Raw genomic sequence first — 24294 nt, forward strand, 5'->3', positions numbered from 1 at the left:
CGTACTTAATCTACTCTATACTGCTAATTATCCATCTTCACAATGCCTACTTACTACGACATTGACACTTATTATGCTTGGGTCTTCAAAAATAGCTAAATCTTGAGTAAGCTTCATAGTTGTCGTACAAAAAATAGCAAAGTCATCCTCTACAGCCTCGGTTACTTCACATGTTTGTTCTAAGCTAGGGGGTCTACTAGCACTCATTACACAGATTATATCTTTGATGTCAGTCAGATTAATTCCAGCTTTATTTAACCCTTCTAAATAATTACTCTTGAAATTAGCTTTGTTATCTTCGCTTGCATAAATTGTTGGAAGTATATTTAGTAGTCTATTGCCGCTGAATACATGTTTCCAATCATTAAAGTCATAGCCAATCATAGAGTCATCCTGCCTATAAACGCTACAAACTGTAGTTACAATTGAATCTATAAAGGAATAATAAAAGTTATAACTCTCAATGCTCATATCGTTTACAAAATCATTTTTTGCTTGTGATGTGATGAAAGGTATAGCAAAAGTAGGAATAGATGACAGTGTGCTCACCTTATCTGTTAAAGCATTTTCGGGTTTGGTCTTGAAACTACTTATTTCATCTATGGTTGAAGGAAAGACTGCAAAAGTCAGTGCTGATATAGTAGCTATTTCTTCTTGAAAGACACGTAAACCATCAAAGCCAGCCTCCTTTTCAACTAAAAAAACTATGACTTTCTGACTTTTGAGTTGCTGATCTCTATCGACTTCGGTCATATTCTTTAAATCATCTAAACTAACTATTTTAAAATCTGAATCATGGATACCGAGTTTTAAATATCTATTAGAGGCTTTATTGAACCTATCTTTACCAATATTTTGCGCTACCTTCTTAGTTATTTGACCTGTTGTGACGAGCATAAATCCTTCAGGTTCTTTGTAAGTAGGAATATCACTCATTGTATATTTAGAAGTACTGCTCATAGTAACGAACTCTTTTCATGTTTTGGAAAGTATGGATATATGTGTTAGTTTGATAAACTTAATTTGAGAATTTAAATTAAAATCACTAGGAAAATGGTTATGCTCAACAATAATTTTAAACAAAATTTTTCAAATTTACAGAATAAGGAACAAGCCTCTCTAAAGAATCACAATGATACAAAACAAGATTTTAATATATTTACAATCTTGCGTAAGACAGGCGAAGAAGTTGGTTTGCACTCTCGTTTCCTTGCCGAATTACTCAATAGAAATGCTAGTCATAAAATAGCAGACTTTCAACAATTATTCATTGAAACCGTATTAAATAATGCCATAGCAACACAAGAATGGAATCGAGAAAAATTAAGCCCTAAAGATGACTACAGTTGTGAAATTGAATATAGTTTTCGTAATTCAGATCATGGTAGAGCGGATATCATTCTCAAAAACAAAAACAACGTTATTGTTATCGAAAACAAGATTTATGCTTTTGATCAAAAAGGTCAACTGGCTAAATATTATAAAGCTTGCCAAGAATTGGGCTATGACTATAAAAATATTTACATAGTATATTTAAATCGTTTTGGGGATGATGTGTCGCCCTATGGACAGGGAGATATTAGTAATGAAGACTATGGCGTGATTAGCTATAAAGAAGATGTTTTTAACTTTTTAAAACTCTGTAAGGCAAAGGTAGTAGATTATCCGCATATAGAACAGACTATTGAGCAGTACATCAATACCGTTGCTAGAATTACAGGTCAAACAAGGAATGCAAAAATGAAACAAGAGTATGTAGACTTTCTGGCAAATGACAATAACTTTAAAACAGCTCACAACCTTAGCCAGAACTTTGAAACGTTTCAACAGCATATTCAGAATGAGATCTGGAATAGTTTATTGGCTTATTTTAGCGAGAAAAATATAGAGTTTACTTTTTGTGATAATCAGCTTTTACCTTATAGCCAAGAAAAAGCAGTAAAGCAGTACTTCTCAGGTGGTGGTACGAAAGGCAAAGCTAAGACGTACGGACTTTGCTATAGAATAACCGAAAAAGATAACGTAGGAGTTTATTGTTATATTGAGTTAAATCACCGTTTATATTACAGCATTACGCTAACAAATGAAGAGGATGCACGTCTGCCAAAGTGTCCGATCAGTATGAAAAACTTTAAAATAAGGGTTGAAGCATTGCGTGGGAACTGGAAATATCCTGATAAAACGAAAAATTTAGGTGGGCAACTTTACCCGCAACGCCCAGTCAATTTCAAAAACCCCAACGATAATTTTTTCGATATTATCAATGAGAAGAGTCGCGAAGAGTGGGTGGCCGAAACAGCTGATGATATTATTCAGCTAATCAATGATGTGAAGAATATCGATGTCCAGTAAGTGTGACGCTGTCTTGTTAAACATTATCGTGTTTAATTATAAATAGTCGCCTTGAGGCGCTGTTTAGCCCCGATTGTAGCGGTTATCCTTGGTTGACCACTAGATAGCGGTGACTTAGCTAGGAGTGGTATCGAGGCAACAGGCACGCTACTGGCTATTAGTCACTGCTCTAGTGGGCAACCAAGATATGAGCGGAAAGCGGGATTGGCTCCCAGTAATAAAAGAGCTCTAACTAAACAAACTCCCTCTCAACATTCATCACTCTTGCATCTACTGTCCGCTCTAGCTTCTCCTCAATTTGACTGCATTGCGACTCAACCTCACGTTTAGACAGCCCGACTATCACAAACGTCCACTCGCTGGCATCATGCCGATCACGCTCGCCGCTCTCACATACCGCGACGCTTGGCGTACTGCCAAAGCGCGCATGCAATCCGCCCATGCGTTGGCGTTTTTCTTTTAACGAGCTACAGCCGGGTAGCGCAAAAGTCAGGGTTAAGATAGCGATATGCATTTTATTCTCCTTGCGACAGTGGTTTACGCTTTATAATAGTAGCAAATAAGCACGGCAAGTTATGCTATCGTTACCTTGCCGTATCGATAGCCTATAACCGCTCACACTATTTATAGTTATAGCATTCATAAAAATCATAATAGCCAATATGCGTATCTAATCAATGACCTCTATCAGCTACGTACAGCAACAGCACATTACTCGACTATGCGTGCGCTGCGGACTACTCCTTATGCAATATGGTGCTGAGTCTGCCGTGGTGGTGGACTTATCCAAACGCTTAGGGCTTGCCTTGGGCATGAACAGTGTAGAATGTTCGCTGAATTTTAATGCCATTACCTTGACCACTATCTGCGATGAGCGCTGTATCACCACCACCAGAGATACAATCAATCAGAGCATTAATGTCAATTTATTGGTACAAATCCAGCAAATTGTCAATAAAACCGAAGCCGCCACAGATAATGATAATGACAAACTGAAGCCTGCGCTGACTGAACGCGCCACCCTTGCCTTTGATGAATTAGATAAGACCGTTTACCCGACGTGGCTAGTGGCTGTGTTTGTTGGCGCATCTTGTGCTGCATTTGCTTATCTAAACGGCGGCAGTTGGTCAATTACCGCCGTAACCTTTATCGCGGGTATGGTGGCGATGCTCACTCGTATCTACCTGTCCAAGCACCATTTTAATCCCTTTATAGCGGTCATCGTGACCGCTTTTATTGCCTCTTTAATTGGGTCGACTACCTATTACTTTGATATTGGTAATAATGCCGATATTGCCGTTGCCTCAAGCGTGCTCTTACTGGTGCCAAGCTTCCCGTTAATCAATTCTTTCTCAGATATCCTAAAAGGCTATGTCAATATTGGGATTGGACGTGCCGTTTTTACCTATATGCTGACTTTGTCCGCGTGCGTTGGTATCGTAATGGCGCTGGGCTTACTTCGCATACAGCACTGGGGGTTTTGACATGTGGTTCATTGAAACCGTGGTGCTGTCGTGTATCATCACCCTTGGTTGGACGCTGATGTTTAGCGTTCCCAAACGTTATATTTTGCCTTGTTTGCTGATGACCGCGTTTGGATTCGGGCTAAAGACGGCTCTCGTTTATGAACATGTACATATCGTGGTTGCCAGCTTTTTTGGGGCGATGCTTGCCAGCTTTTTGGGGGTGTATTTTTCTAAAAAGTACACCCTACCGCCCAAAGCATTAATTTCGCCAAGTGTCATCTGTATGATGCCAGGTATCGCTGCTTATAAAGCAATGGTCAGTATGGTACAGATTGGCTATTTTGGCTTTTCCGACGAGTTATTTAGCCAAATGATGGTGTATTTGTTTGAAGCGTTATTTGTAACTTCAGGATTGGTGCTGGGCTTGTCCATTCCTGGACTATTATTCTATAGACGTCGTCCCATCGTATAGATGGTGGACTGTTTTTAGCTAGGCACTGTTTTCAATTAACGTGCCAAATTACATTAATAACCCCTTAATAAAGAGACTCAATATGACCAAACACTATGACTATATCGCCATTGGTGGCGGTAGCGGCGGTATTGCCTCAATCAACCGCGCAGCAAGCTATGGTAAAAAATGCGCCATTATCGAAGCCAACCAATTGGGCGGCACCTGCGTGAACTTGGGCTGCGTACCCAAAAAAGTGATGTGGTATGGCGCACAAGTTGCTGGAGCCATTCATAAGTATGCGCCAGATTATGGCTTTGACGTTGAGCTAAAAGGCTTTGACTTTCAAAAACTGGTACAGAGCCGTCAACAATATATTCAAAACATTCATCGCGCTTATGACAATAACTTGGCAAAAAACGGTGTTGAAGTGATAAAAGGCTTTGCCAAATTTGTTGATAATCATACCGTAGAAGTGAATGGCGAGCTTATTACCGCTGACCATATGTTGATTGCTACAGGCGGTCATCCTATCAAGCCAAATATCAAAGGCGCAAAACATGGCATCGATTCTGATGGTTTTTTTGCCTTGAATCATTTGCCAAAACGGGTCGCTATCGTTGGAGCGGGATATATCGCCGTTGAGATCGCTGGTGTGATGAATAGTCTCGGCGCTGAGGTACACTTGTATGTCCGTCAGCACTCGCCGCTGCGCTCGTTTGATCACACCATTGTGGAGACTTTGCTGATAGAGATGGAGCAAGACGGCATTCAATTGCATACTAATACCACGCTCACCGAAGTTGTTAAAAATGACGATGGTAGCCTGACTTTGTGTACCACAGATGGTGCTCTTGATACCGTAGACTGCTTGATTTGGGCGATCGGTCGCGCGCCTTCTACTGACGGTATTAATTTACAAGTGACGGGCGTTGCGACTACCGATAGCGGCAAAATTAAAGTCGATAAGTTCCAAAACACTAATGTCGACGGTATCTATGCGGTAGGCGATATTATCGAAAACAGTGTTGATTTGACACCAGTGGCTATCGCAGCAGGTCGTCGCTTGTCAGAGCGCTTATTTAATAACAAACCTGATGAGCATCTAAACTATGAGCTGATACCGACAGTTATCTTTACCCACCCTCCTATTGGCACCATTGGTTTGTCTGAAATCGATGCCGTAAATCAATTTGGTAAAGACAATATCAAATGCTATACCTCCACCTTTACGGATATGTATAGTGCGGTGACTCAGCATCGCCAAAAGTCTACGATGAAGCTGATATGTTTAGGCGAGGAAGAAAAAGTCATTGGCTTGCACGGTATCGGCTTTGGCGTGGATGAGATGATTCAAGGCTTTGCGGTAGCGATCAAAATGGGCGCAACCAAAGCTGACTTTGATAATACCGTTGCCATTCATCCAACTGGCTCAGAAGAGTTTGTGACGATGCGTTAGCAATGGACTAGGTAATATTAGTAATAGTCTTATCTATTATATAAAAAGGATACCGTTTGGGTATCCTTTTTATTATCAGCAACCAATAGAAGTGCTTATTTATTAGCCCTTATTTATTAAAAAGTATCAAAGCCTCTAATTACCCAATACCCACTTATCATTGACTAGATAAACTTTAAATCCCGTCTTGTTGGTTTGGCTATTACCCGCTATCGTTTGGGTGACATCAGCGCTACAGAGATAGGCATTTTCACCATCAATGGCATCGCAGTCGATATTCTCAATGCGCTCAAGCTTTGGCATCATGGTCTCCATCATGCCGCTCATGGCTTTTGCCATCTTATCATTGCCTGCGTTAGCCTTTGCGTCCTCTACTATCTTGGTAGTTTGCTCATATTGCGCTTCGATCAGCCCTTCAACCGTATTTTCAGGAGGCGCATTAGAACACGCGGTAAAAAACGGCGTGAATACCATAATGAATACCGATTTTTTGAAATTTCTCACGTCGTCGTCCTGATATGTTTATAAAATTTAAGGTGCGGATAAGTCAGACAGTACAATCGGGATGCTGCTATGATGTGCTTAATAATGATGGTTGCGAGATACTCATGTGGCAGGCGTATTTTTTTATATTACCGATTGGGCTTGGCATTTTAACCTTGGTTGTCAGTTTGATATTTTTATTTGCCTATATCACCTCTAATGACAATGCCACACGCTTACCAGCATTTAACTGGTTTAAGCGCTTAATTGTGGTGGCATTTTTACTGCTGAGTATAGGACTGTTTATGACTTTCAAATACTTTTGGGGTCGATAATATTAGCCTTTACATATTTTTTAACTGACTGGTTTTTCTAATTCTAATAATTCCAAATCCTGACGCTTTGGCTCGCCATTATTACCATCATTTGGAAACGGCATTTTATTGCCATTTAGCTGATAACCGCGGCGCTGATAATAAGACAATAGCTCAGGACGATGGCTTAAAATAGACATGGTCAAACGAGCCTGTTTTTTATCAGAAGCTTGCTCACCTGGTTGTAGATGACGACCTGCAAATGTCTCAGCTGCTTGCAAAATCACATTACCAACGCCCTGCCCTTGTAGCTCAGGATGGACGGCAAACATGCCGATATAGGCTTTTTTATCACCAGCAGCATTAACTTGCATATCTACTCCGATACATCCTAACAGCTCACCCGTTTCTTCTCCATCACGCTCACCTGTTATGGTTTTTGGATAAACGAAAAGATAATGTTTTGGATTGGCGATGGTACTAGCCAGCTCATCTTGAGTGATACGAATACCACCGATTAAGTCTGCTTCGTTGGTCCAGCCTTCTGTCTGCCGATAACAACGATTCAATAGCTGCTCAAGTGCGTCGATATCACTAGCTTCTGCTTGACGTAAGAAAACGCTGTCTTTATTGGCATTGTCGTTATTAATATTGTCGTTATTAGTTTGGTTTTCATTCATATTATTTTGTCCTTTTATTATCCGTATATTCAGTTCATTACAAAAAGCTCATAAAGAAGCTGATAGAAATTTTTGCCGCCTCTGTCTGCGGAGGCACAGCACGCAAGAAAATTTCTATCTGCCTCATGTATTGATAAAATACGTGAGATTTTTATGTGATATCTATCCTAGATTAAAAAGCTGACCTAAATAAATAGCTCAGCTTTAATAGTAATATTTATCCGTTTTCATTACTAGCGCGATAACGCCTGCGCTTGCTCGATGATATCAAACCCTGCGTTAATCTGTGCCCGCGTTGGTGCATGACCTTGGCGTAATAACTCAGAGAATGCTACCAGCTCTTTATCACGTCCAAGCGAGCTTGCTGCACTGGCACGCGTGTTTTCATCCTCGTCATCGAAGTAGTATTCTATATAGTTAAAACTATCTGCTGAACCCATTAGAATGCCATGATCTGGCGTCGCAGCATGTCCACTATAACGCAAACTTTTGCCATATTGCATCGTCCAAAAGAAAGGGATACGCTCCTGAAGCGATTTGACGTTATCGTCCTTTAATATCGCGGCTGCCGTCACCATGCCATGTTGCAATGCAACCCGCCAGTGCTCAATACGCATACGCCCCAGTTGACTGGGCGCTTTGGCAATATCCCCCAACGCATAGACGTCATCGCGCAGTTGTAAATGCTCATCGACTTGTACGCCATCTGGATGATTTGTATTCTGTAATAACTCGATACGCGGTGCGACACCTGTTCCTAAAATGACGATATCAGCATCGATTTGCTCACCATTGGCTAATTTGACGCCAGACACTTGTGAGAAGTTATCTTCGTTATTGTCAGTAGTATTTTTCGCTGCAGTGATTTCAGAGACACTGGCATCAAACACGAATTCAACACCATTTTCTTTGTGCAATTTAATCAGCGCATTGCTAACCGTTTCGGAGACGATATTGCCCATCACGCGATGGTCTTGACCGATAACAGTAATAGAAGCAGTAGTACCCGATTGCGCCAATGCTGACGCAACTTCCATACCGATAAAGCCCGTACCGACGATGACTACACGCTGATCATGACTGGCGGCTTTGATTAATTTGGCATCATCCATACTACGCAAGGTATAGACACCATCAAGCGTTGCCCCTTTAATAGGTGGAATCTTGGGCTCAGCGCCAGTTGCCACAACTAAAAATTCCGCTGTTAGCTTGTTGCTATCACCCTTTTCATCTGTCATTACAATGCTACGCTCATTGAGCAACACTTCACTGACCGTTTGGTTTAAGCGCAGTTCAATATCATGTTTACTCGCCCAATCTGTACCGCCCAGTAATAGCTTTTCTTCTGGCATATTACTGGCCAAAAAAGCCTTGGATAATAAAGGACGATTATAAGGGGCTTTGTCCTCGGCACTCACCAAGGTAATCTTGCCGCCGTAGCCAGTATTGCGCAACTGATGGGCAGTCATAAAACCTGCACCGCCGCCGCCAACGATAATAGTATGAGTATCAGTCAGCTTATCATTTTCAACCTGCTTATCTATCTTGGCTGAGGTATCAACCGTTAGGCTGTCGCCATTATCTATGATTTGATATTGAGTCAAGCCTGTTGTCGCGATTGGCTCCAGTAATGCGCCGTCGCTGCTATCAAAAGTTGCATGATGCCAAGGACAAATCACGCGATTACCACAACGCAAACCTGTACCCAAATCTGCTCCAGCATGCGGACATTTGCCATCAAAAGCACGAAACGTGCTGTCGTCACGGGTAATTAAAATGATACTATCGTCATCTTGCTTATACGATTTCATGCCGCCGCTGACAATATCAGCTTTGTTTATAGTGACTGTATTTATAGTAGCTGCCTTACTCATAAGTCATCCTTAACGGTTATAATGGTTCCTGTTTAAAGCGTGTCGAGAATTATCGATAGTAGCAAGCCTCCTTCACTTATGCTGTTCTTTTGTATATTGACCACGTTGCAAAACGTAATGACTGCTTTTTTAATCCCTATTAATGTTCTATAAAACGTAAAAGACTATCTTATGACTGTTCAAGACCATGATATTACCGCTGCTACTGATACTGCCAATTTACCGCAGCCGATACAGCCGCTGTTAAAGCATGCTACTTACAAGGCTCATACCACGGATTTTATTGTTAACGAGTTGCTACCATTAGAGTTCACCGGTGAGGGTGAGCATCTCTGGCTACATATCCAAAAGTCAGGGATGAACACGGCGTATCTTGCCAAATTATTGTCTGAATGGGCGGAGATTCCATTACGGGATGTTGGTTTCTCAGGACTGAAAGACCGTCATGCGCTAACAACGCAGTGGTTTAGCTTGCGCATACCAAAGAAGCAATTACCAGACTCTGAGTTTGCGCCCGTAGATATCGGTGCTAATGAGTCAATCACCATCCTTGAGCAGCAGTGGCACAATAAAAAGCTCAATCGCGGCACGCACCGCGCCAATCAATTTATTATTACCTTGCGTGATATTGAATTTGTAGGCTTTGATACACCATCACCTGAACAGCTATTGTCTGCCAAGCAAGCCGTCGAGCAGCACTTAGTGATTATTAGTCAAAGTGGCGTGCCCAATTATTTTGGGCCGCAGCGCTTTGGTCGCAGTGGCAACAATATTAGAGAGGCATTGTCATTGTTTGCGCGTCCTGTACCTGAGGCCTGTCCGCCGTCTAATAAAGGCAAACGTAAACGCGTGCCTCGTGAGCAAAATACCATGGAGCTGTCGGCGGCACGCAGTTTGATATTTAATGAGATATTGGCAGCACGTGTCCGTGATGGCAGTTGGAACCACGGACTTGCAGGCGAAGTATTTAATCTAGATGGCTCAGGCTCGATATTCGCAAGCGACGAGATAGACGATACCTTACGAGCCCGTCTTGAATCAGGCGATATCCATCCGACCGCCGTGCTGTGGGGCACAGGTAATGAGAAGGTCAGCGGCAAAGCGGCAGCCATGGAAACTGATATCGTAGCGCATAGTCCATTGTTAACACAGCTAGCCACAGGTCTAGAGCAGCGTGATATCAAGGCGCAAAGGCGAGCACTGCGATTACCTATTGAAGCATTAAGTTGGGAATGGCAGGATACAGAAGGTGGTCAGATAATGATCTTAAACTTTACTTTGACGACCGGTAGCTTTGCGACCAGCGTATTAGCAAGTTTGGTACAAGCATTAAATACCTAGATATTATCTATGTCATAACCGGTTAAGGACCTAAAAGGTTAAAGTACTGATTTATTTGCTAGCGGTATAAAATGAGATAACCGTGCTATTTTCTGCTGCTAGTACTTCGTTGGCACTAACGACTTGATTACGTCCGCGATCCTTGGCTTCGTATAGTGCTTTATCAGCGATACAAATCAAGCGCTGGCAAATGTCGATGGGTAATTGCGCCTTCGCGATTTCTGTGGCGACTCGTTTTCTTCTGTGAGCAATTCTTCGTTGCGAGCTGTTTTGTATTGGGCTACTTTTTTGCAACCCTTTAACAGATGAACGATCTTTTTTTGAATTATTTGGCGACTGTACATTCTCTTTTGCCTCATCAGCCCTATATTCACTTTGAATATGAATACGCTCAGCATGCGTCAAGGTATAAACCCCTAAACTTGCCGTAACATTAAAATCTGTATGGTTGTCGCCACTGATGACTTGCTCAGCAATATCTCGTCGCAGCTGTTTAGCAATCGTCATGACGCTATCATGCGAGGTATCTGGGAGCACGATTAAAAACTCTTCTCCACCATACCGACTCACAATCGCCTCTTCTGTCAATGAATTCAATAAGGTTTGTGCAACCTCAGACAATACTTGATCGCCAACATCATGACCATAATTGTCATTAATGTTTTTGAACCAATCTAAGTCTAATAATATAATACTGAAATCCTGCTGATCTCCCATTGCCAAAAGCGCCTGCTGCATTTGCGTTAAGCCATAACGGCGACTTTTCAGCTGAGTCAATTCGTCATGATTGGCATATTGCATAATCTCAGCTTTACTGTTATCCAATATCAACAACAGCGTACGAAACATATAGATGATAAAAATCGCTTTTGGCAGCGACATATAAATATGCGTGCTGCGCCAAAAAAACGCGGAAGAAAAACGCAGTTGATTAAACGTATCCCAGCTAAGTGTCCCATTTTGAAATATGGACGCAGAGATGGCATTTTCGATAGCCGTGGTCTCGCTATAGGTCAAATAGTTATAGCTATCCAAGGGAAAAGAGGTCGCTGTCATTTGTTGTAGGTTAGGAATCGTAAAGCCGAAATAGGGAATTAATGTAGCCGAAAAAATCAGCATACTATGAGCCAAAAAAGCCTTCCATACATAACGTCGCCGTATAAGCATCATACCCAGCATCGCCCCGCCCACCAGCGACACCCCAGCCACCAAGCTGCTATGCCCCATTACCAAAATAACCACCGCAATATAAGTACTATAAAGCGTGGTTAATACCGCTTGCCACGTATGTAGCGAGCCGTGACCGGTTTTGATAGGCGATGAGCGACTGATCATCCATAAAAAGAAGAGTCCGAGCAGCGTAATGCCAATCCATAAAGGATACAACAGCGCCATGTCAACATAGGAGCCATAGGTCTCTCTACGAGACCAAACATACAAGCACCAGATCCAATGTAAGGTAATTTCCATCAACACAAACAATGCTAGCAGCAACGCTCTATCAGCAGCCTGCCACTCAAAAATGACTCGCGAGAGTTTTCTATAGCCTAGATGAGATATCGAAAAAGCCATAATGGGCTACCGAAAACAATGAAAGTGATTGAGTTAAAACCAGAGCAATCCATCCGGTGTCATGATTGATACTAAATCTGAACTTATCATTGAGTGTGGCAATTTTTGATCTATTTATCAATCCGTTTAATTGATTCATCGGTCAATAAGTGCAGCTGTTTTCTATTTAAGATAAAGCCGCAAAAGATTGCCAGATACCTTGCTGTTCGGGATGCATGTTGGGGACATCGCCCAAGCGTCGCCATGGCATATTGCTCCCATGAAAGTCACTACCTATCGATGCAGCAAGCTTGTGCTCAGCAATACTACGGTCAACCATTTTACGCGTACTGACAGGCTCGCTATTGGCAGGTAACTCACAAGCATCACCACCAAGCTGCGCAAATTCTTCGATAAGCTTACGGACGCGCGTCGCTGACAGCTGATACCTCGTTGGATGTGCCAACACCGCTTTGCCACCACATTCCTGTATCAGCTCAATGCCGCGCTGCATTGTCAGCGCCTCGATCGCCACATAAGCAGGTTTATTGTCTGCCAAATACTTATCAAAGGCTTTTTGTACCGTCTTTACTTCACCACGTTCAAATAACACTTGTCCGATATGGGCGCGCCCAACTGCTTGCGGGTTGCCACTAGCTTTAGCAAGAACAGCTTGCCACAGCTCATCATAATCGATACCAAGCAGCTTACTGAGTTTTTCTGTAATACGTTGACCACGAGTCGCGCGGCTGTCTTGCAACTGTTGTAGGGTGGCGTGCATTTTCTCGCGGTCGGTAAAATCAAGACCAAGTACATGAATAATTTTATTGGTAGATTTATTTTTACCGTAGCCGCCGCTCAAAGTATGCTCACAGCTGATTTCTACGCCATTGATTAGTTGTATATTGCAAGCTTCCGCCGCGGCGCGTGCCTCATCGATACCTAGCAAGGTATCATGATCGGTTAAGGCCAATACATTAATGCCAGCCGTATGGGCGCGCTGTACCACTTCTGCCGGCGCATAAGTGCCATCAGAGCAGGTACTATGACAATGTAAATCGATTTTCATAAAGCAAGCCTTAGAGTTTTGAATATTCTTGAGTAAAATAAGGTTAAAATTGTCAAAGCAGCTCATATCAGAGGATTATAGTGTTGATTGCTTTTTTTTGACGCAGTAGACGTGTAAACTAGCGCATACGTTTTAGTTGGACATTTTATTTGCTATGAAAGCCTTATTAGACTTCATTCCTTTGATCGCGTTTTTTATTGCTGCTCGTTACAATGGTATTTTGGCAGCAGCTGGCGCATTGCTCGTTGCTACTATCATCGTCTATGCGATTCACTTTGTGCGTCAAAAGGGCAAGTTCGACAAACAGCAATGGGTCGTCTTATTGTTAACTATCGTTTTTTGCGGTGGTACCCTGCTGTTGCGTGACGATATTTACTTGCGCTGGAAATCACCGATTATTAACGGTATTTTTGCGCTAACGCTGTTGGTCAGTGCCGCAATCAATAAACCTTTGATGCAATTGGCAATGAAAGATGTTTTTTCGCTCACGATGAGTGGTTGGAAAAAACTGACCATTGCTTGGGCATTGTTTTTTGCGATGATGGCTGTCCTACATTATATCACGGCATTTACCATGTCAGATGAAGCTTGGATTAACTTTAAAACTTATGGCTGGATTCCGCTGATGCTGGTATTCGTAGTTGCTCAGTTTTTGTTATTGAAAAAGCATCTAAACCCTGCATTGACGGATAAGTCTGCTAAATAAAAAGTTAAATAGCAGCTGATAACTTAATAGTAGATATTTTTTTATCTCTGAATGCCAATGATAACTATCATGCTTTACAAAGTCTGATAAGACAAAATGACGCATGATAGTTATTGATTCTAACGCTCTATTTTTATTATTAATTGGGGAAGCAACATGTCTTTATTCGCCATTATCGGTCATGACGTAGCAGGCAGTAGCGCGCAACGTCAGCTGACACGCCCAGAGCACGTTGAGCGCTTACAAGTATTGAATCGTGAGCAGCGCTTGATTATCGCAGGACCAACCCCTATCGAGCACGGGAAAAGCGAGATGTCAGGCAGCCTGATTATCGCGGATTTTGACTCGCTTGAGGCGGCTCAAAAATGGGCAAGCACTGAGCCGTATTTGCGTGACGGTGTTTACAGTCATGTCGACATCAAGCCATTTATTCAAGCGTTACCAGCAGTGAATGTCAGCACAACAAATGAGGTAGCATCATCGTGATTCAGCGGTTACTCTCATTAAAAAGATGTAAAACTGGTCTTGCAAGTACTGTTTTTGCGGGCATAGTATCCATTACTTCCCTGTCAATATCAGTACATGCAGCGCCAACACTGACTACTCAAACCGAGCCCGCAGCAGGGATTGTGCCAGCACTGATTGCAGCTAACAACGCTCCTCAATCGAGCGACCTTCAAACAACTGCTCCGGTCATAGAAATGGCTACCGCAGCAAAGCCTGCTACCGATATTAACGATACCTTGGCGGCACAGCTGCAACCATCAAATAAAGCTTTATCGGCTGCCAACCAAGAATTACTAAGCCGTAATGCCCAGCTGCAACGCCAAGTCAATGATTTGCAGACGCAAGCAAACGTCTTGGTTTATGAAAGTCAAGGTCAATTATTTTTATATGGTGCACTTACTGTTTTGCTTAGCCTATTGGTCGGTATTTTCATCTCATGGCTGGTATTTGTTCGCCGTGAACGCTGGTAGTTGCATTTTTATCGATTGAAATCATCTATTGGATTGATGTCTACCGATTTGATGCGCCACTTCCTACTTGCTTGACCACTGTGGGGTTGATAAATAATTATGCCCAAACCAGCTTCTATGGCTATTAATACAACCAAAAGCACGACACCGGCACATGTTATCTCTCCAGCCAACATTGAGTGGCAAACTGATGACGCTGGTAATGAAGTGCCAGTATCAGGTGAGTTTGGCGATGCCTATTTTTCGCAAGCAGATGGTTTAGCAGAATCTCACCATGTGTTTTTGGCACATAATCAGCTGCCCACGCGATTGGCAAACCTTATTCCTAAGCAATGCTTTACGATCTACGAACTAGGTTTTGGTACAGGACTTAATTTACTCGCGACTTGGCAGTTGTGGCGACAGCTTCGATTAACACATCCGCACTTAGCAAGCGCCCGTTTGCACTTTATTACTACCGAAAAACATCCCGTCCCCTTTAATGACTTAGCAAAGATACTTGCCCCACTGGGACAACGTACACCTGAACTGGCACTGTTGATTGAGCAACTTTTAACCAGTTATCCTCCTCTTATCGCTGGTTGTCATCGGCTAGATTTTATTGATGATAATTTAACCCTTGATATTTGGCTAGGTGATGCTAGTGATAGCTTAGCAAGTTTAGATAGTACAGTAGCTACTCAGCGTCCGTACATCAATGCCTGGTTTCTAGATGGGTTTGCGCCTTCTTGCAATGAGATCTTATGGACAGAGCGTATCTTTAGCCACATGCAACGCTTATCACGTGCTGGCACGACTGCTGCTACCTATAGCTTTGCAGGTATCATCAAACGTGGATTACAGTCGCAGGGTTTTGTCATTAAAAAGAGCAAAGTGCTTGGGTCTAAGCGTGAGATGCTCACGGCCGTTATGAGCGAGATGTCATCTTTAGATAAGCCTATTTCAACCTTATCTAATAAGGTGCCTTTGTCCAACTATCCTAATAATGCAGTCGTTATCGGTGCTGGTGTGGCAGGACTACTGACTGCATGGTCACTTGCCAATCGTGGTATAAGCGTGACAGTGCTCGATAAAGACGCACCGCTGGCTGGTGCATCTGGTAATCCGCGCGCCTTACTTGCCCCGAATATGACGCCTATTCATCATGTTTATGAGCATCTGCATTCTATTGGCTATTTATACAGTGGTCGATTATATCGATACTTTAATCAGCAGGCCGCTATCCAAAAATCGCCGCTGATACTTGAGCAGACCGGCACATTAGACTTATTGGTGAAAACTAATATTGGTACGGAGCAGATTTCAGATTATCCAGATGCTATGGCAACCACTGTTAGCCCCGAAAAAGCACAAGATATCATTGGTTTAAAAGATAAAGACTTAGCTCATAACTTGTATCTGCCACAGTCCGGTTTGGTCAATCCACAAGCCTTGAAAACTGTTATTCTTGCGCACCCCAATATCACCTATCAGCAGCTCAATATTATTAATATTAAGGAAACCGAGAACAGTATCATTTTGATAGGTTCTAAAGAGGATAAAAATGCGAGCCAAGCCTCTTTGACTATCACAGCTGACCATGTTGTGATTTGCGCGGCTTATGAAAGCCATCAATTGGATAAACGTATCGTTAAGTGCCGTACGATTCGCGGGCAACTGTCTTGGTTTACGCCAACTGCGCAGCAACTGACTCAATTGCCTAAATTGCCGCTCAAATACAGTGGCTACTGTGCGCCATTTATTGGACAGAGTGGTGATGCGGAACTGAACCATATTAGCAAAAATCAGCCACAGTTTTTACTTGGTGCAAGCTTTATCGATGGTGATACCAATATCGATGTCCGAGATGAAGAAAATCAGCAAAATTATGACAAGTTGATTGAAGATATGCCTGAATTAAGCAGCGTCTTGCCAAATGATATCAGTACATGGCATGCGCGTGCTGGCATTCGTACTCAAACGATGGATTATCATCCATTGGTCGGATTACTTGCACAGAGTCAGCGTTTATGGAGCATGTCAGCAATGGGTGCAAAAGGTTATGCGATTGCACCTATATGTGCCGAAGCCTTAGCAGATATGATGTTAGGTTGTTTTACACCTTTATCTGCCGCTATGTTGGCGCGCCTATCGCCCAATCGGGCGCGGCTACATAAAGCGCATAAGCATAAAACACGTCAATCATTAATTTAGGTTCAGTACCTTAGCTATATGCCTAATTATGACCCTCACTAATGGATAGCTGTCTTATTATGAAAACTCTTCCCTCTACCTTTATAAAATCAAAACCATATTTTCAGGCTGTATCTGCCATTTTTTTAAGCTTATCACTGTTGATTGCCTGCAAAAAAACACCAGAGCCTGAGACCACTAATGAAACAGCCACAGAACTGGCAGTTCAAACGACACCTGTGACTTCCAACATTAATGTACCCCATGTTGCTGATGATATTAATGCCAACGCGTCTGCTGTGAATCCAGAACAAGATGTGAACTTAACGGAGCTAGAGGATCATCTTGGCACAACGGATACCTCAGTCATTGACCCTGCTCCAGTGCCCAATCCAGAGCAAGCCATTAAAGGCGCGCAAATCACTGACGTTAAATATCGAAGTGCCTCGGGCGAATCATTATCAGTCGTTTTTGAGACTTCAGCAGCGGGCATGCTTAATGCCATCATCACCTTACCGAACAAACCTAAAATGACCTTGAGCGCGCCTGAGGGTCAAGGTAATAATCCTACCTATCGCTCAAGCGATGGCAATGTTCAGCTAGTTAGTCATGCTGGCGGTGGTACAGTAGATTTTATTCAAAATAATAAAATGACAAGCTTTGATGCCATTAGTGCCGATGCAGAAGTGATTACTGAGTAAGCTTTATAAGTATAAAAATATGTCGTAAAGTTAGTGGAAATGGCAATAAAAAAGGCTGCAAACGTTGATATCGTTGCTGCCTTTTTTATTGCCTAACTGACCTATTTTTCTATTATTTAACCAAATCCAGTAGTTTTACCAAACAGACTCACTAGCCAGCTCATCAATGACCACAAACCCCAACCGATAATGACAATGACAATGAGCCCCAACATATCAGGAATATGCAGATACAGCCAAGCAACTATTGGATTGCGCCAAAAAGCGCCAAAACGACTTTGCTGCTTATCTTCAAGTGATTGATGCAAAAACGGTCGATCCATATGGATGGTTTCGGTGATGCCATACTCGTTTTGTAGATGCTCATGCACGATGCCCAAGGTCTTACGACTAGGACGAATAAAGATGTCAAGCAGCGTCCCGATACCCGGTACGATACCAACCACCATATCAATCAGTGCCAATCTGACAGCGGGCGTCATTTTATGTGCGGGTACACCGAGCTGACGACCCAATATAAATGCATAACTTGTTAATGCCAGACCTGCTAAATCTCCTGCCAGCGGAATGGTCGAAAGCGCAGCATCTGCGCCCATACCTTGCTTGGTAAAAGGCACACGTACGAGCGAATCCATGGTGTTGGCAAACTTTGCCAATTTACGCTCCGTCTCGATGACCTGCTGGCGTGTTAGTCCATGTTCAGCCAATCTTGCCTCATAATCACTCTTAGGCATATTATGCGCAGATGATTTCTTAGCCTTTAGTCTCGAAAATTTATTGAGCTTATCCATTAAAAGTCGTCCAGATACAAGCGATGGCTATAAGAACAAAAACGTAACGTCCTACCCATATATTGGCTAAAAATGCTTTAAAACAAGCTAAAGCATTACGACTGGCACACGCACTATTTTGCTTAGCAAACATCATCGCGACTAACGCCAAGCCAAAGACTGGTGTAATACCTAAACTGGTCGGCGCAAAATAACGCCACATGACTGCGCCCATGATAACTAAAAACAACATCTGTAGTAACGAGATGATAATCACATCATAACGACCAAATAATATCGCGGTTGATTTAACCCCTATCTTTATATCATCCTCTCGGTCAGCCATTGCATATTGAGTATCATAAGCAACTGTCCAACACATATAAGCAAGGAATAACAACCAACACCAGATATCAGGCGCGCCTTGTATCGCGACATATGCCATCGGTATCGCCCAGCCGAAAGCCGCCGCCAAAAATACTTGCGGCAAATGCGTATAACGTTTCATAAATGGATAAATAAACGCCAATATGACGGCACCAAACGACCAATAGAATACTTGAATGGGTAAAAACAGTAATAGACTGGCACTCAATAATACTAATACTAAAAAAACTGCAATTGCCTCTTTAGCAGACAGACGTCCATCAGCTAACGGACGACCTTTAGTACGGCTTACGTGACCATCGACTTTACGGTCGGCAAAATCATTAATCGCACAGCCTGCTGCCCGCATCAATATCGCTCCAAGGGCAAAAATCACAAAGAGTCTGAAACTGGGTAGTCCTGCCGTAATGCCTGCGCCTTGTTGCTGCGCCTGCCCCATCGCAGCGAATAATACACCCCATAATGTTGGCCATAGTAGCAGTTCAATACCTACTGGCTTATCAAAACGTGTCAGCTGGATATAAGCTTGTAGCTTGTCGTTAAATGTCATGGCGTTTTAATTATCATGGATAGAAAATAGTAAATAATGATTTGAGTACATAGCAATTTAGTACATAGAACTTGGCGTACGCTATAGTGAGTTCAATATAAAAGAGTTACGTTTAAAATAGCATTATGCTGGGATAAATTTCTCTCGGTTGTCGTGCGCTTCGCACTCCAGAGGCTTCGTAAAATTTATCCCAGCAGTACTGTGTTCTTTTTAAATTGAATCGACTATACTTTTTTTGATACTAATAATGCCACTAGACTTGTTGCCACATCTTATTGGCTTCAATGAGTGATAGCTCGGGATATTGCTTGCGTAAGGCTTTAATCGCAGCAACTTTCTCTTTTTGTGCAGCTTGCTGGCGTAAAAATGCCAATTGCTCTTTAGGATTACTTAACTCTTTTAGACGTGCTTCAAGGCGCAAGATTCTGGTACGCAGCATAATATTGATTAACAATAGCGCCGCACCCATCACCCAAATGATTAATACAGACATTCCCTGCTCCTAAATTTATAAGCTGTCTTATTTGATATTATTAAACGAAATAACCGTCAAAACGTACTGCTTCATTATTCCAGCTTTCACTTGGCTGTTGATGAGCAAGTAACGGCGCAAATTGTGGACGCTTAACGATGACGCGACCTTGTTTTTGACTGTTTTGACTAATAGCGGCTTGTGCAGATTGTAGTAATTGCTGTTCTTCATCTAACGTTGGCGGATGCGCTAATTGATGCAACGCTTGCATATGCTTACCGACTTTCGCGCCCTTCCCCGTCTTGCTATCTTGATAACTGTCTTCTGGAAACATAGGGTCAAGATATATCACATCAATGGCTTGCTCGTTATCAGCCCCTAGATAGTTATTAAACCTTGCAAAATAAGTGAGCGCATCGGTATTAATAATCTGCAAACGTGACATCAGCTTTTGCCAATTTGGCAGCGTACTCATACGCAGCTGCTCTACAAGTAACAATAACGCCATCAATGGCTGCTGCTCAAGCATGGTAACTTGGGCACCAGTACTCGCCAGTATCAGACTATCATGACCAAAACCAGCAGTTGCATCTATGACCTGACTATCTGCGGTCAATCTCGCTGCCTGCAATAAAAGCTCCGACTTACGCCCTGCACTGACTACGCGCCGCTGCAGTTTATCCCATTCGGGGGCAACGCTTAACCCCTCACTCAACCATGAAAGTTTATCTTTTTCATCTAACAGCAATATAGGTTGGGTAACTATCTGACTTAACTGCTGGCGACGTTTTTGATTTAATTTCTCTGTCACCAGTTCAGCATTCAAAATAATGGGTAGCTTATGCTCAGCTATGAGTGCCTGCAAGCTCTCGACTTGACTTGCCTGCGTTTCATTAACATAAAATAGTTGGCAGCTCATTTCAGCAGTCAGCACTTGCTTCAAATTGGTCATGACTGCCATTCCTTTCTAGTATTTACAAGCGCATGAATTACCATCAAAACATTCCACCAACAAACTTAGCCTGCCATTTGATAACCAAAACCCCAAGCGGCTATTAAAACCAACACACCAGTGATAATACGCAACCATGCAAAGATTTTAAAGTCACGGCGACTGACCCAAGCGACCAATAAGCGAATACAAAGCAAGGCAACGATAAACGATACGACAGTACCAATGCCTAGCACTAACCAATCTTCGCTACTGGTCAAAACGTCACGATGCTTAATAAAATCTAATAGAGCCGCACCAATAATGACCGGAATACCCAAAAAGAAAGAAAATTCAGCGGAGGCTTTACGTGAGACGCCAAGCCACAGTGCACCAATAATCGTCGCACCTGAGCGTGATGTACCGGGTATCAATGCCAAACATTGCAGCAAACCTATCATCAAAGCTGTTCTTAGGCTAACGTCTTCTGCTTCTTCTGCAATAATGGCTTTCGGGCGATTTTCAACATAAAAGATCAGCAAACCACCGATAATCAGCATAATTGCAACGACAATAGGATTAAATAAATAGGCTTTAATCTCATCAGCAAAAGTAAAACCAACAATCATCACTGGAATAGTAGCGACAATTAGGCTAAGTCCCAGCTGACGAGGATTACTCATGCCTTCTGCTTTACCCGTCAGCAAACCCATCAGTGCCTGCCAGAGTCTGCCCCAATAGTCATATATGACCGCCAAAATAGCGCCAAACTGCACCACCACCACAAACAAATCGACTTTTTCTTTGGTCCAAAAACCCATCAAATCAGCGGATAAAATTAAATATCCCGTGCTAGAGATGGGTAAAAATTCAGTGATACCTTCAACGATACCCATGATGACAGCTTGAATTAATAAAATAATATCCACAAAATTATTCCTAAGAAATCCCGAAAACAATAAAGGCGTTTGTTTTATATTGTTATATTCATAATACTGTTATTGTCGCGTGCGACACTTGAAAGCTTTATAAGCACTGAATATAGAAAGGGTACACTAAGCCTTACCTTGCTCCTTGAGCGTTTTCCACGCTTGATTGCGTAAGTATTTGGGTAAAGCTTGCGCCGCTTCTGTTCCGCCATTGACCATAAACTGAGCCATACCCAGTTGTCCTATCACGGTCGCATCAGGATGGATATCAGCATAAATAATCTGACCGTCATGCAAAGTTAATAAACCGGCACCATTGCCAACGATAGGAATATCTAGCGCTGTCTGGCTATCATAATCTAGCAACTGCTCAGTATCTTCGCCATTGTCTTGATTAACGGGCTGCATGATATTATCTATTACCACATAATGCCCAAAATATACCTGCTGCATACGCGCATCAAGCGCACTGTATACTTCGCTTAAACTCCGTTGCTGATACGCCGCTTGCGCAATCGCTTGCAGGCTTGAGATACCCACACAAGGAGTATCGTGCGCGACAGATAGCGCTTGTACCACTGCCGTATTGATTCGTATACCACTAAAGGCACCAGGACCACGATTAAAGATAAGCGCTTGTATGTCAGCCAGTTTTAGCTGCGCCTCAGATAATGCCGCTTCAATCATCGGTAAGATTTGCTGCGTCTGCTGGCGCTTACCTGTCTCGGTATGACTCGATAACACTTGACCGCTGGCATCTAAAATGGCGATCGAACACTGATCGAACACGGTATCCATTGCTAAAAACATCATAACCTCGGCTAATTCTCTTGACATCGTAAAACAGCGCCTATCATAGCATTTAGGACAGATTAATTGACTCACTTTCTATATTTTTCATGCATTCTTTGTGAGAATTCACTCAAATATTCAAAATATGAAAAAACCTCAAAGCTCATTTAGCTTTGAGGTTTTTATCATCAATATTTCCCAGTAGCACTAAATCATTTAAAAACGTGTTTTAAACTTCTTCGGCGCTTGGTTTTGTAGCTCTTGCATCTGTTTTTGCATCTCTTCAGTGCTAGGCATGTTATTTGGGTCAAGTCCCATCTGCTTTGCCATTTGCTGTGGGTTCACATCTTTAACACCACCTTGCTGACCGCCACCGCCGAATAATGGACCACCGCCGCCTGCTCCACCGCCGCCGCCCATCAACCCTTGCATCGATTTCATCATTTTACTGATGCCTTCTGGCTTAGAAATCATTTTCATCATTTTTGCCATTTGCTTATGCTGCTTGAGCAAACGATTGACGTCTTGAATCTCACGACCTGAGCCTGCAGCAATACGGCGCTTACGACTTGGATTGATTTTATCAGGATTTTTGCGCTCAAATGGCGTCATCGAATTAATCAACGCTTCCATCTCACGCACTTTTTCTTCTGGCTTGGCATCTTCAACGGCTTTTTGCATATCAGAGCCGCCCATACCTGGCATCTTATCTAAGAAGCCCGCCATACCGCCCATACTTTTCATTTGCTGAAACTGGGTCAATAGATCTTCAAGGTCGAACTCGCCGCCCTTTTGCATCTTTTTCGCCATTTTTTCGGCTTTATCACGGTCAATCTTTTGCTCAACTTCTTCAACCAGACTTAAGACGTCACCCATACCAAGAATACGCTGGGCAATACGTTCAGGATGGAATAGCTCTAGCGCATCTAGTTTCTCGCCGCGACCCAAGAATTTAATTGGCTTACCTGTGATGGCGCGTACAGAAAGCGCCGCACCGCCACGAGCATCGCCGTCAGTCTTGGTCAAAATAACGCCCGTTAATGGCAGCGCATCGTTAAAGGCTTTGGCGGTATTTGCCGCATCCTGACCGGTCATCGCATCAACAACAAACAGTGTCTCAGAAGGATTGACCGCAGCGGTTAACGCCTTGATTTCATCCATCATGGTTTCATCGATGGCCAAACGACCAGCTGTATCAATAATCAAGATATCTTGATATTGGATTTTAGCTTCTTCGATAGCACGCAAGGCGATATCAATCGGGTTTTCGTCGCTACTTGAGTTGACGAACTTGGCATTTACTTGTCCAGCGACTTGCTCAAGCTGGGCAATCGCTGCGGGACGGTAAACGTCAGCAGATACCAGCATGACTTTTTTCTTATGGCGCTCTTGTAAGAACTTGGCCAATTTACCGGCAGTGGTAGTTTTACCAGCACCTTGCAGACCCGCTAGCAGATAAATAACCGGCGGCTTACCTGTCATCTCAAGCTGCTGATTGGCACTGCCCATCATTTCAGTCAGCTCGTCATGGACGATTTTGACAAATGCCTGTCCTGGTGCTAACTCTTTAAGCACTTCAGCGCCAAGCGCTTGCTCTTTGACACGCTTCACAAAATCACGAGTGACTGGTAATGCCACATCGGCTTCTAACAGCGCCATACGTACTTCGCGTAAAGTGTCTTTGATATTGTCTTCGGTCAATTGCCCCGTGCCTGCGATATTGCGCAGACTAGACGACAATCGTTCTGTTAAGGTATCAAACATAAATAACTCTCAGTTAAAATAATTCTGGATTAAGCTTAACTCTTCATAAATAAAAGAGTTGGTAAATACTATTAGGGTATGCGATCGCAGGTATTCAAGCTCA

At 42.8% G+C, this 24294-nt stretch carries 25 protein-coding genes; 11 read left to right on the forward strand and 14 right to left on the reverse strand.

The window, feature by feature from the left end:
• Positions 1-27 precede the first annotated feature (27 nt).
• Positions 28-960, reverse strand: a complete 933-nt coding sequence (locus JMX75_RS03440) for a hypothetical protein (protein WP_201531036.1) — start codon at positions 958-960, stop codon at positions 28-30.
• Positions 961-1059: 99 nt separating this feature from the next.
• Between JMX75_RS03440 and JMX75_RS03445 the strand changes: the two genes are divergently transcribed.
• Complete coding sequence (locus JMX75_RS03445; protein WP_201531038.1) at positions 1060-2352, forward strand: PD-(D/E)XK nuclease family protein; 1293 nt, start codon at positions 1060-1062, stop codon at positions 2350-2352.
• A gap of 232 nt (positions 2353-2584) precedes the next feature.
• On the opposite strand, the gene JMX75_RS03450 is transcribed toward JMX75_RS03445, so the two are convergent.
• Positions 2585-2866 (reverse strand): DUF503 domain-containing protein, encoded by a 282-nt coding sequence (locus JMX75_RS03450; RefSeq protein ID WP_201531040.1) that lies wholly within the window; start codon positions 2864-2866, stop codon positions 2585-2587.
• 163 nt (positions 2867-3029) lie between these two features.
• Here JMX75_RS03450 and JMX75_RS03455 point away from each other — a divergent pair, with 163 nt between their 5' ends.
• The 3 genes from JMX75_RS03455 to gorA all read left to right on the forward strand — a co-directional run bounded on the left by JMX75_RS03455 (position 3030) and on the right by gorA (position 5728).
• The gene (locus tag JMX75_RS03455) at positions 3030-3836 is read left to right on the forward strand and encodes a threonine/serine ThrE exporter family protein (RefSeq protein ID WP_201531042.1); all 807 of its coding nucleotides are present in this window, start codon (positions 3030-3032) and stop codon (positions 3834-3836) included.
• Position 3837: 1 nt separating this feature from the next.
• The gene (locus JMX75_RS03460) at positions 3838-4290 is read left to right on the forward strand and encodes a threonine/serine exporter family protein (protein WP_201531044.1); all 453 of its coding nucleotides are present in this window, start codon (positions 3838-3840) and stop codon (positions 4288-4290) included.
• Between the two features lie 82 nt (positions 4291-4372).
• Complete coding sequence (gene gorA / locus JMX75_RS03465) at positions 4373-5728, forward strand: glutathione-disulfide reductase (RefSeq protein ID WP_201531046.1); 1356 nt, start codon at positions 4373-4375, stop codon at positions 5726-5728.
• 135 nt (positions 5729-5863) lie between these two features.
• Here the strand turns inward: gorA and JMX75_RS03470 are convergent, their stop codons facing one another.
• Entirely contained in the window at positions 5864-6232 is a 369-nt protein-coding gene (locus JMX75_RS03470; RefSeq protein WP_227673078.1) for a hypothetical protein, read from the reverse strand.
• Positions 6233-6336: 104 nt separating this feature from the next.
• Between JMX75_RS03470 and JMX75_RS03475 the strand changes: the two genes are divergently transcribed.
• Entirely contained in the window at positions 6337-6546 is a 210-nt protein-coding gene (locus tag JMX75_RS03475; protein WP_149409416.1) for a hypothetical protein, read from the forward strand.
• Positions 6547-6566: 20 nt separating this feature from the next.
• Here JMX75_RS03475 and JMX75_RS03480 read toward each other — a convergent pair whose 3' ends face one another.
• Together JMX75_RS03480 and JMX75_RS03485 are read right to left on the reverse strand one after the other, a co-directional pair.
• Positions 6567-7205, reverse strand: coding sequence for a GNAT family N-acetyltransferase (locus tag JMX75_RS03480; protein ID WP_201531048.1), 639 nt, complete (start codon positions 7203-7205; stop codon positions 6567-6569).
• Between the two features lie 233 nt (positions 7206-7438).
• Entirely contained in the window at positions 7439-9079 is a 1641-nt protein-coding gene (locus JMX75_RS03485) for an FAD-dependent oxidoreductase (RefSeq protein ID WP_201531050.1), read from the reverse strand.
• Positions 9080-9250: 171 nt separating this feature from the next.
• Between JMX75_RS03485 and truD the strand changes: the two genes are divergently transcribed.
• Positions 9251-10420, forward strand: a complete 1170-nt coding sequence (gene truD, locus JMX75_RS03490; protein ID WP_201531052.1) for a tRNA pseudouridine(13) synthase TruD — start codon at positions 9251-9253, stop codon at positions 10418-10420.
• Positions 10421-10471: 51 nt separating this feature from the next.
• On the opposite strand, the gene JMX75_RS03495 is transcribed toward truD, so the two are convergent.
• On the reverse strand, positions 10472-11992 hold the full coding sequence (locus JMX75_RS03495) for a sensor domain-containing diguanylate cyclase (RefSeq protein WP_181209734.1): 1521 nt from the start codon (positions 11990-11992) through the stop codon (positions 10472-10474).
• Between the two features lie 166 nt (positions 11993-12158).
• Complete coding sequence (locus tag JMX75_RS03500; protein WP_049751816.1) at positions 12159-13040, reverse strand: PHP domain-containing protein; 882 nt, start codon at positions 13038-13040, stop codon at positions 12159-12161.
• Between the two features lie 154 nt (positions 13041-13194).
• Here JMX75_RS03500 and ispZ point away from each other — a divergent pair, with 154 nt between their 5' ends.
• The 5 genes from ispZ to JMX75_RS03525 all read left to right on the forward strand — a co-directional run bounded on the left by ispZ (position 13195) and on the right by JMX75_RS03525 (position 17596).
• Positions 13195-13746: a septation protein IspZ gene (gene ispZ, locus JMX75_RS03505; RefSeq protein ID WP_011514294.1), complete on the forward strand. Its 552-nt coding sequence runs from the start codon at positions 13195-13197 to the stop codon at positions 13744-13746.
• A gap of 156 nt (positions 13747-13902) precedes the next feature.
• Positions 13903-14232 carry a YciI family protein gene (locus JMX75_RS03510; RefSeq protein ID WP_201531054.1) on the forward strand — a complete coding sequence of 110 codons (330 nt, stop codon included), beginning with the start codon at positions 13903-13905 and terminating at the stop codon, positions 14230-14232.
• Entirely contained in the window at positions 14229-14723 is a 495-nt protein-coding gene (locus JMX75_RS03515) for a hypothetical protein (RefSeq protein ID WP_201531055.1), read from the forward strand. The genes JMX75_RS03510 and JMX75_RS03515 overlap by 4 nt, the downstream gene beginning before the upstream one ends.
• A gap of 99 nt (positions 14724-14822) precedes the next feature.
• Entirely contained in the window at positions 14823-16916 is a 2094-nt protein-coding gene (gene mnmC / locus JMX75_RS03520; RefSeq protein ID WP_201531057.1) for an FAD-dependent 5-carboxymethylaminomethyl-2-thiouridine(34) oxidoreductase MnmC, read from the forward strand.
• A gap of 59 nt (positions 16917-16975) precedes the next feature.
• Entirely contained in the window at positions 16976-17596 is a 621-nt protein-coding gene (locus tag JMX75_RS03525) for a hypothetical protein (protein ID WP_227673080.1), read from the forward strand.
• Positions 17597-17712: 116 nt separating this feature from the next.
• Here JMX75_RS03525 and JMX75_RS03530 read toward each other — a convergent pair whose 3' ends face one another.
• The 7 genes from JMX75_RS03530 to ffh form a co-directional block, all read right to left on the reverse strand.
• Positions 17713-18330 carry a DUF4112 domain-containing protein gene (locus JMX75_RS03530; RefSeq protein WP_227673081.1) on the reverse strand — a complete coding sequence of 206 codons (618 nt, stop codon included), beginning with the start codon at positions 18328-18330 and terminating at the stop codon, positions 17713-17715.
• A gap of 49 nt (positions 18331-18379) precedes the next feature.
• On the reverse strand, positions 18380-19303 hold the full coding sequence (ubiA, locus tag JMX75_RS03535; protein ID WP_201531062.1) for a 4-hydroxybenzoate octaprenyltransferase: 924 nt from the start codon (positions 19301-19303) through the stop codon (positions 18380-18382).
• Between the two features lie 253 nt (positions 19304-19556).
• Positions 19557-19796, reverse strand: a complete 240-nt coding sequence (locus JMX75_RS03540; protein ID WP_011514301.1) for a hypothetical protein — start codon at positions 19794-19796, stop codon at positions 19557-19559.
• 40 nt (positions 19797-19836) lie between these two features.
• On the reverse strand, positions 19837-20727 hold the full coding sequence (locus tag JMX75_RS03545; protein WP_201531064.1) for a class I SAM-dependent methyltransferase: 891 nt from the start codon (positions 20725-20727) through the stop codon (positions 19837-19839).
• A gap of 65 nt (positions 20728-20792) precedes the next feature.
• The gene (locus JMX75_RS03550; RefSeq protein WP_133105143.1) at positions 20793-21635 is read right to left on the reverse strand and encodes an undecaprenyl-diphosphate phosphatase; all 843 of its coding nucleotides are present in this window, start codon (positions 21633-21635) and stop codon (positions 20793-20795) included.
• 126 nt (positions 21636-21761) lie between these two features.
• Positions 21762-22445, reverse strand: a complete 684-nt coding sequence (tsaB, locus tag JMX75_RS03555; protein WP_133105159.1) for a tRNA (adenosine(37)-N6)-threonylcarbamoyltransferase complex dimerization subunit type 1 TsaB — start codon at positions 22443-22445, stop codon at positions 21762-21764.
• A 198-nt stretch (positions 22446-22643) separates the two neighbouring features.
• Positions 22644-24191 (reverse strand): signal recognition particle protein, encoded by a 1548-nt coding sequence (ffh, locus tag JMX75_RS03560; RefSeq protein WP_011514305.1) that lies wholly within the window; start codon positions 24189-24191, stop codon positions 22644-22646.
• Positions 24192-24294: the final 103 nt, after the last annotated feature.

It is taken from the genome of Psychrobacter sp. LFX-11D (assembly GCF_904846475.1).
Lineage (GTDB): Bacteria > Pseudomonadota > Gammaproteobacteria > Pseudomonadales > Moraxellaceae > Psychrobacter > Psychrobacter cryohalolentis.

Coding starts and splice junctions, on each gene's coding strand:
- JMX75_RS03440 (WP_201531036.1), bottom strand. CDS start 960: ATGAGCAGTACTTCTAAATATACAATGAGTGATATTCCTACTTACAAA.
- JMX75_RS03445 (WP_201531038.1), top strand. CDS start 1,060: ATGCTCAACAATAATTTTAAACAAAATTTTTCAAATTTACAGAATAAG.
- JMX75_RS03450 (WP_201531040.1), bottom strand. CDS start 2,866: ATGCATATCGCTATCTTAACCCTGACTTTTGCGCTACCCGGCTGTAGC.
- JMX75_RS03455 (WP_201531042.1), top strand. CDS start 3,030: ATGACCTCTATCAGCTACGTACAGCAACAGCACATTACTCGACTATGC.
- JMX75_RS03460 (WP_201531044.1), top strand. CDS start 3,838: ATGTGGTTCATTGAAACCGTGGTGCTGTCGTGTATCATCACCCTTGGT.
- gorA (WP_201531046.1), top strand. CDS start 4,373: ATGACCAAACACTATGACTATATCGCCATTGGTGGCGGTAGCGGCGGT.
- JMX75_RS03475 (WP_149409416.1), top strand. CDS start 6,337: ATGTGGCAGGCGTATTTTTTTATATTACCGATTGGGCTTGGCATTTTA.
- JMX75_RS03480 (WP_201531048.1), bottom strand. CDS start 7,205: ATGAATGAAAACCAAACTAATAACGACAATATTAATAACGACAATGCC.
- JMX75_RS03485 (WP_201531050.1), bottom strand. CDS start 9,079: ATGAGTAAGGCAGCTACTATAAATACAGTCACTATAAACAAAGCTGAT.
- truD (WP_201531052.1), top strand. CDS start 9,251: ATGACTGTTCAAGACCATGATATTACCGCTGCTACTGATACTGCCAAT.
- JMX75_RS03495 (WP_181209734.1), bottom strand. CDS start 11,992: ATGGCTTTTTCGATATCTCATCTAGGCTATAGAAAACTCTCGCGAGTC.
- JMX75_RS03500 (WP_049751816.1), bottom strand. CDS start 13,040: ATGAAAATCGATTTACATTGTCATAGTACCTGCTCTGATGGCACTTAT.
- ispZ (WP_011514294.1), top strand. CDS start 13,195: ATGAAAGCCTTATTAGACTTCATTCCTTTGATCGCGTTTTTTATTGCT.
- JMX75_RS03510 (WP_201531054.1), top strand. CDS start 13,903: ATGTCTTTATTCGCCATTATCGGTCATGACGTAGCAGGCAGTAGCGCG.
- mnmC (WP_201531057.1), top strand. CDS start 14,823: ATGCCCAAACCAGCTTCTATGGCTATTAATACAACCAAAAGCACGACA.
- JMX75_RS03525 (WP_227673080.1), top strand. CDS start 16,976: ATGAAAACTCTTCCCTCTACCTTTATAAAATCAAAACCATATTTTCAG.
- JMX75_RS03530 (WP_227673081.1), bottom strand. CDS start 18,330: ATGCCTAAGAGTGATTATGAGGCAAGATTGGCTGAACATGGACTAACA.
- ubiA (WP_201531062.1), bottom strand. CDS start 19,303: ATGACATTTAACGACAAGCTACAAGCTTATATCCAGCTGACACGTTTT.
- JMX75_RS03540 (WP_011514301.1), bottom strand. CDS start 19,796: ATGTCTGTATTAATCATTTGGGTGATGGGTGCGGCGCTATTGTTAATC.
- JMX75_RS03545 (WP_201531064.1), bottom strand. CDS start 20,727: ATGACCAATTTGAAGCAAGTGCTGACTGCTGAAATGAGCTGCCAACTA.
- tsaB (WP_133105159.1), bottom strand. CDS start 22,445: ATGTTTTTAGCAATGGATACCGTGTTCGATCAGTGTTCGATCGCCATT.
- ffh (WP_011514305.1), bottom strand. CDS start 24,191: ATGTTTGATACCTTAACAGAACGATTGTCGTCTAGTCTGCGCAATATC.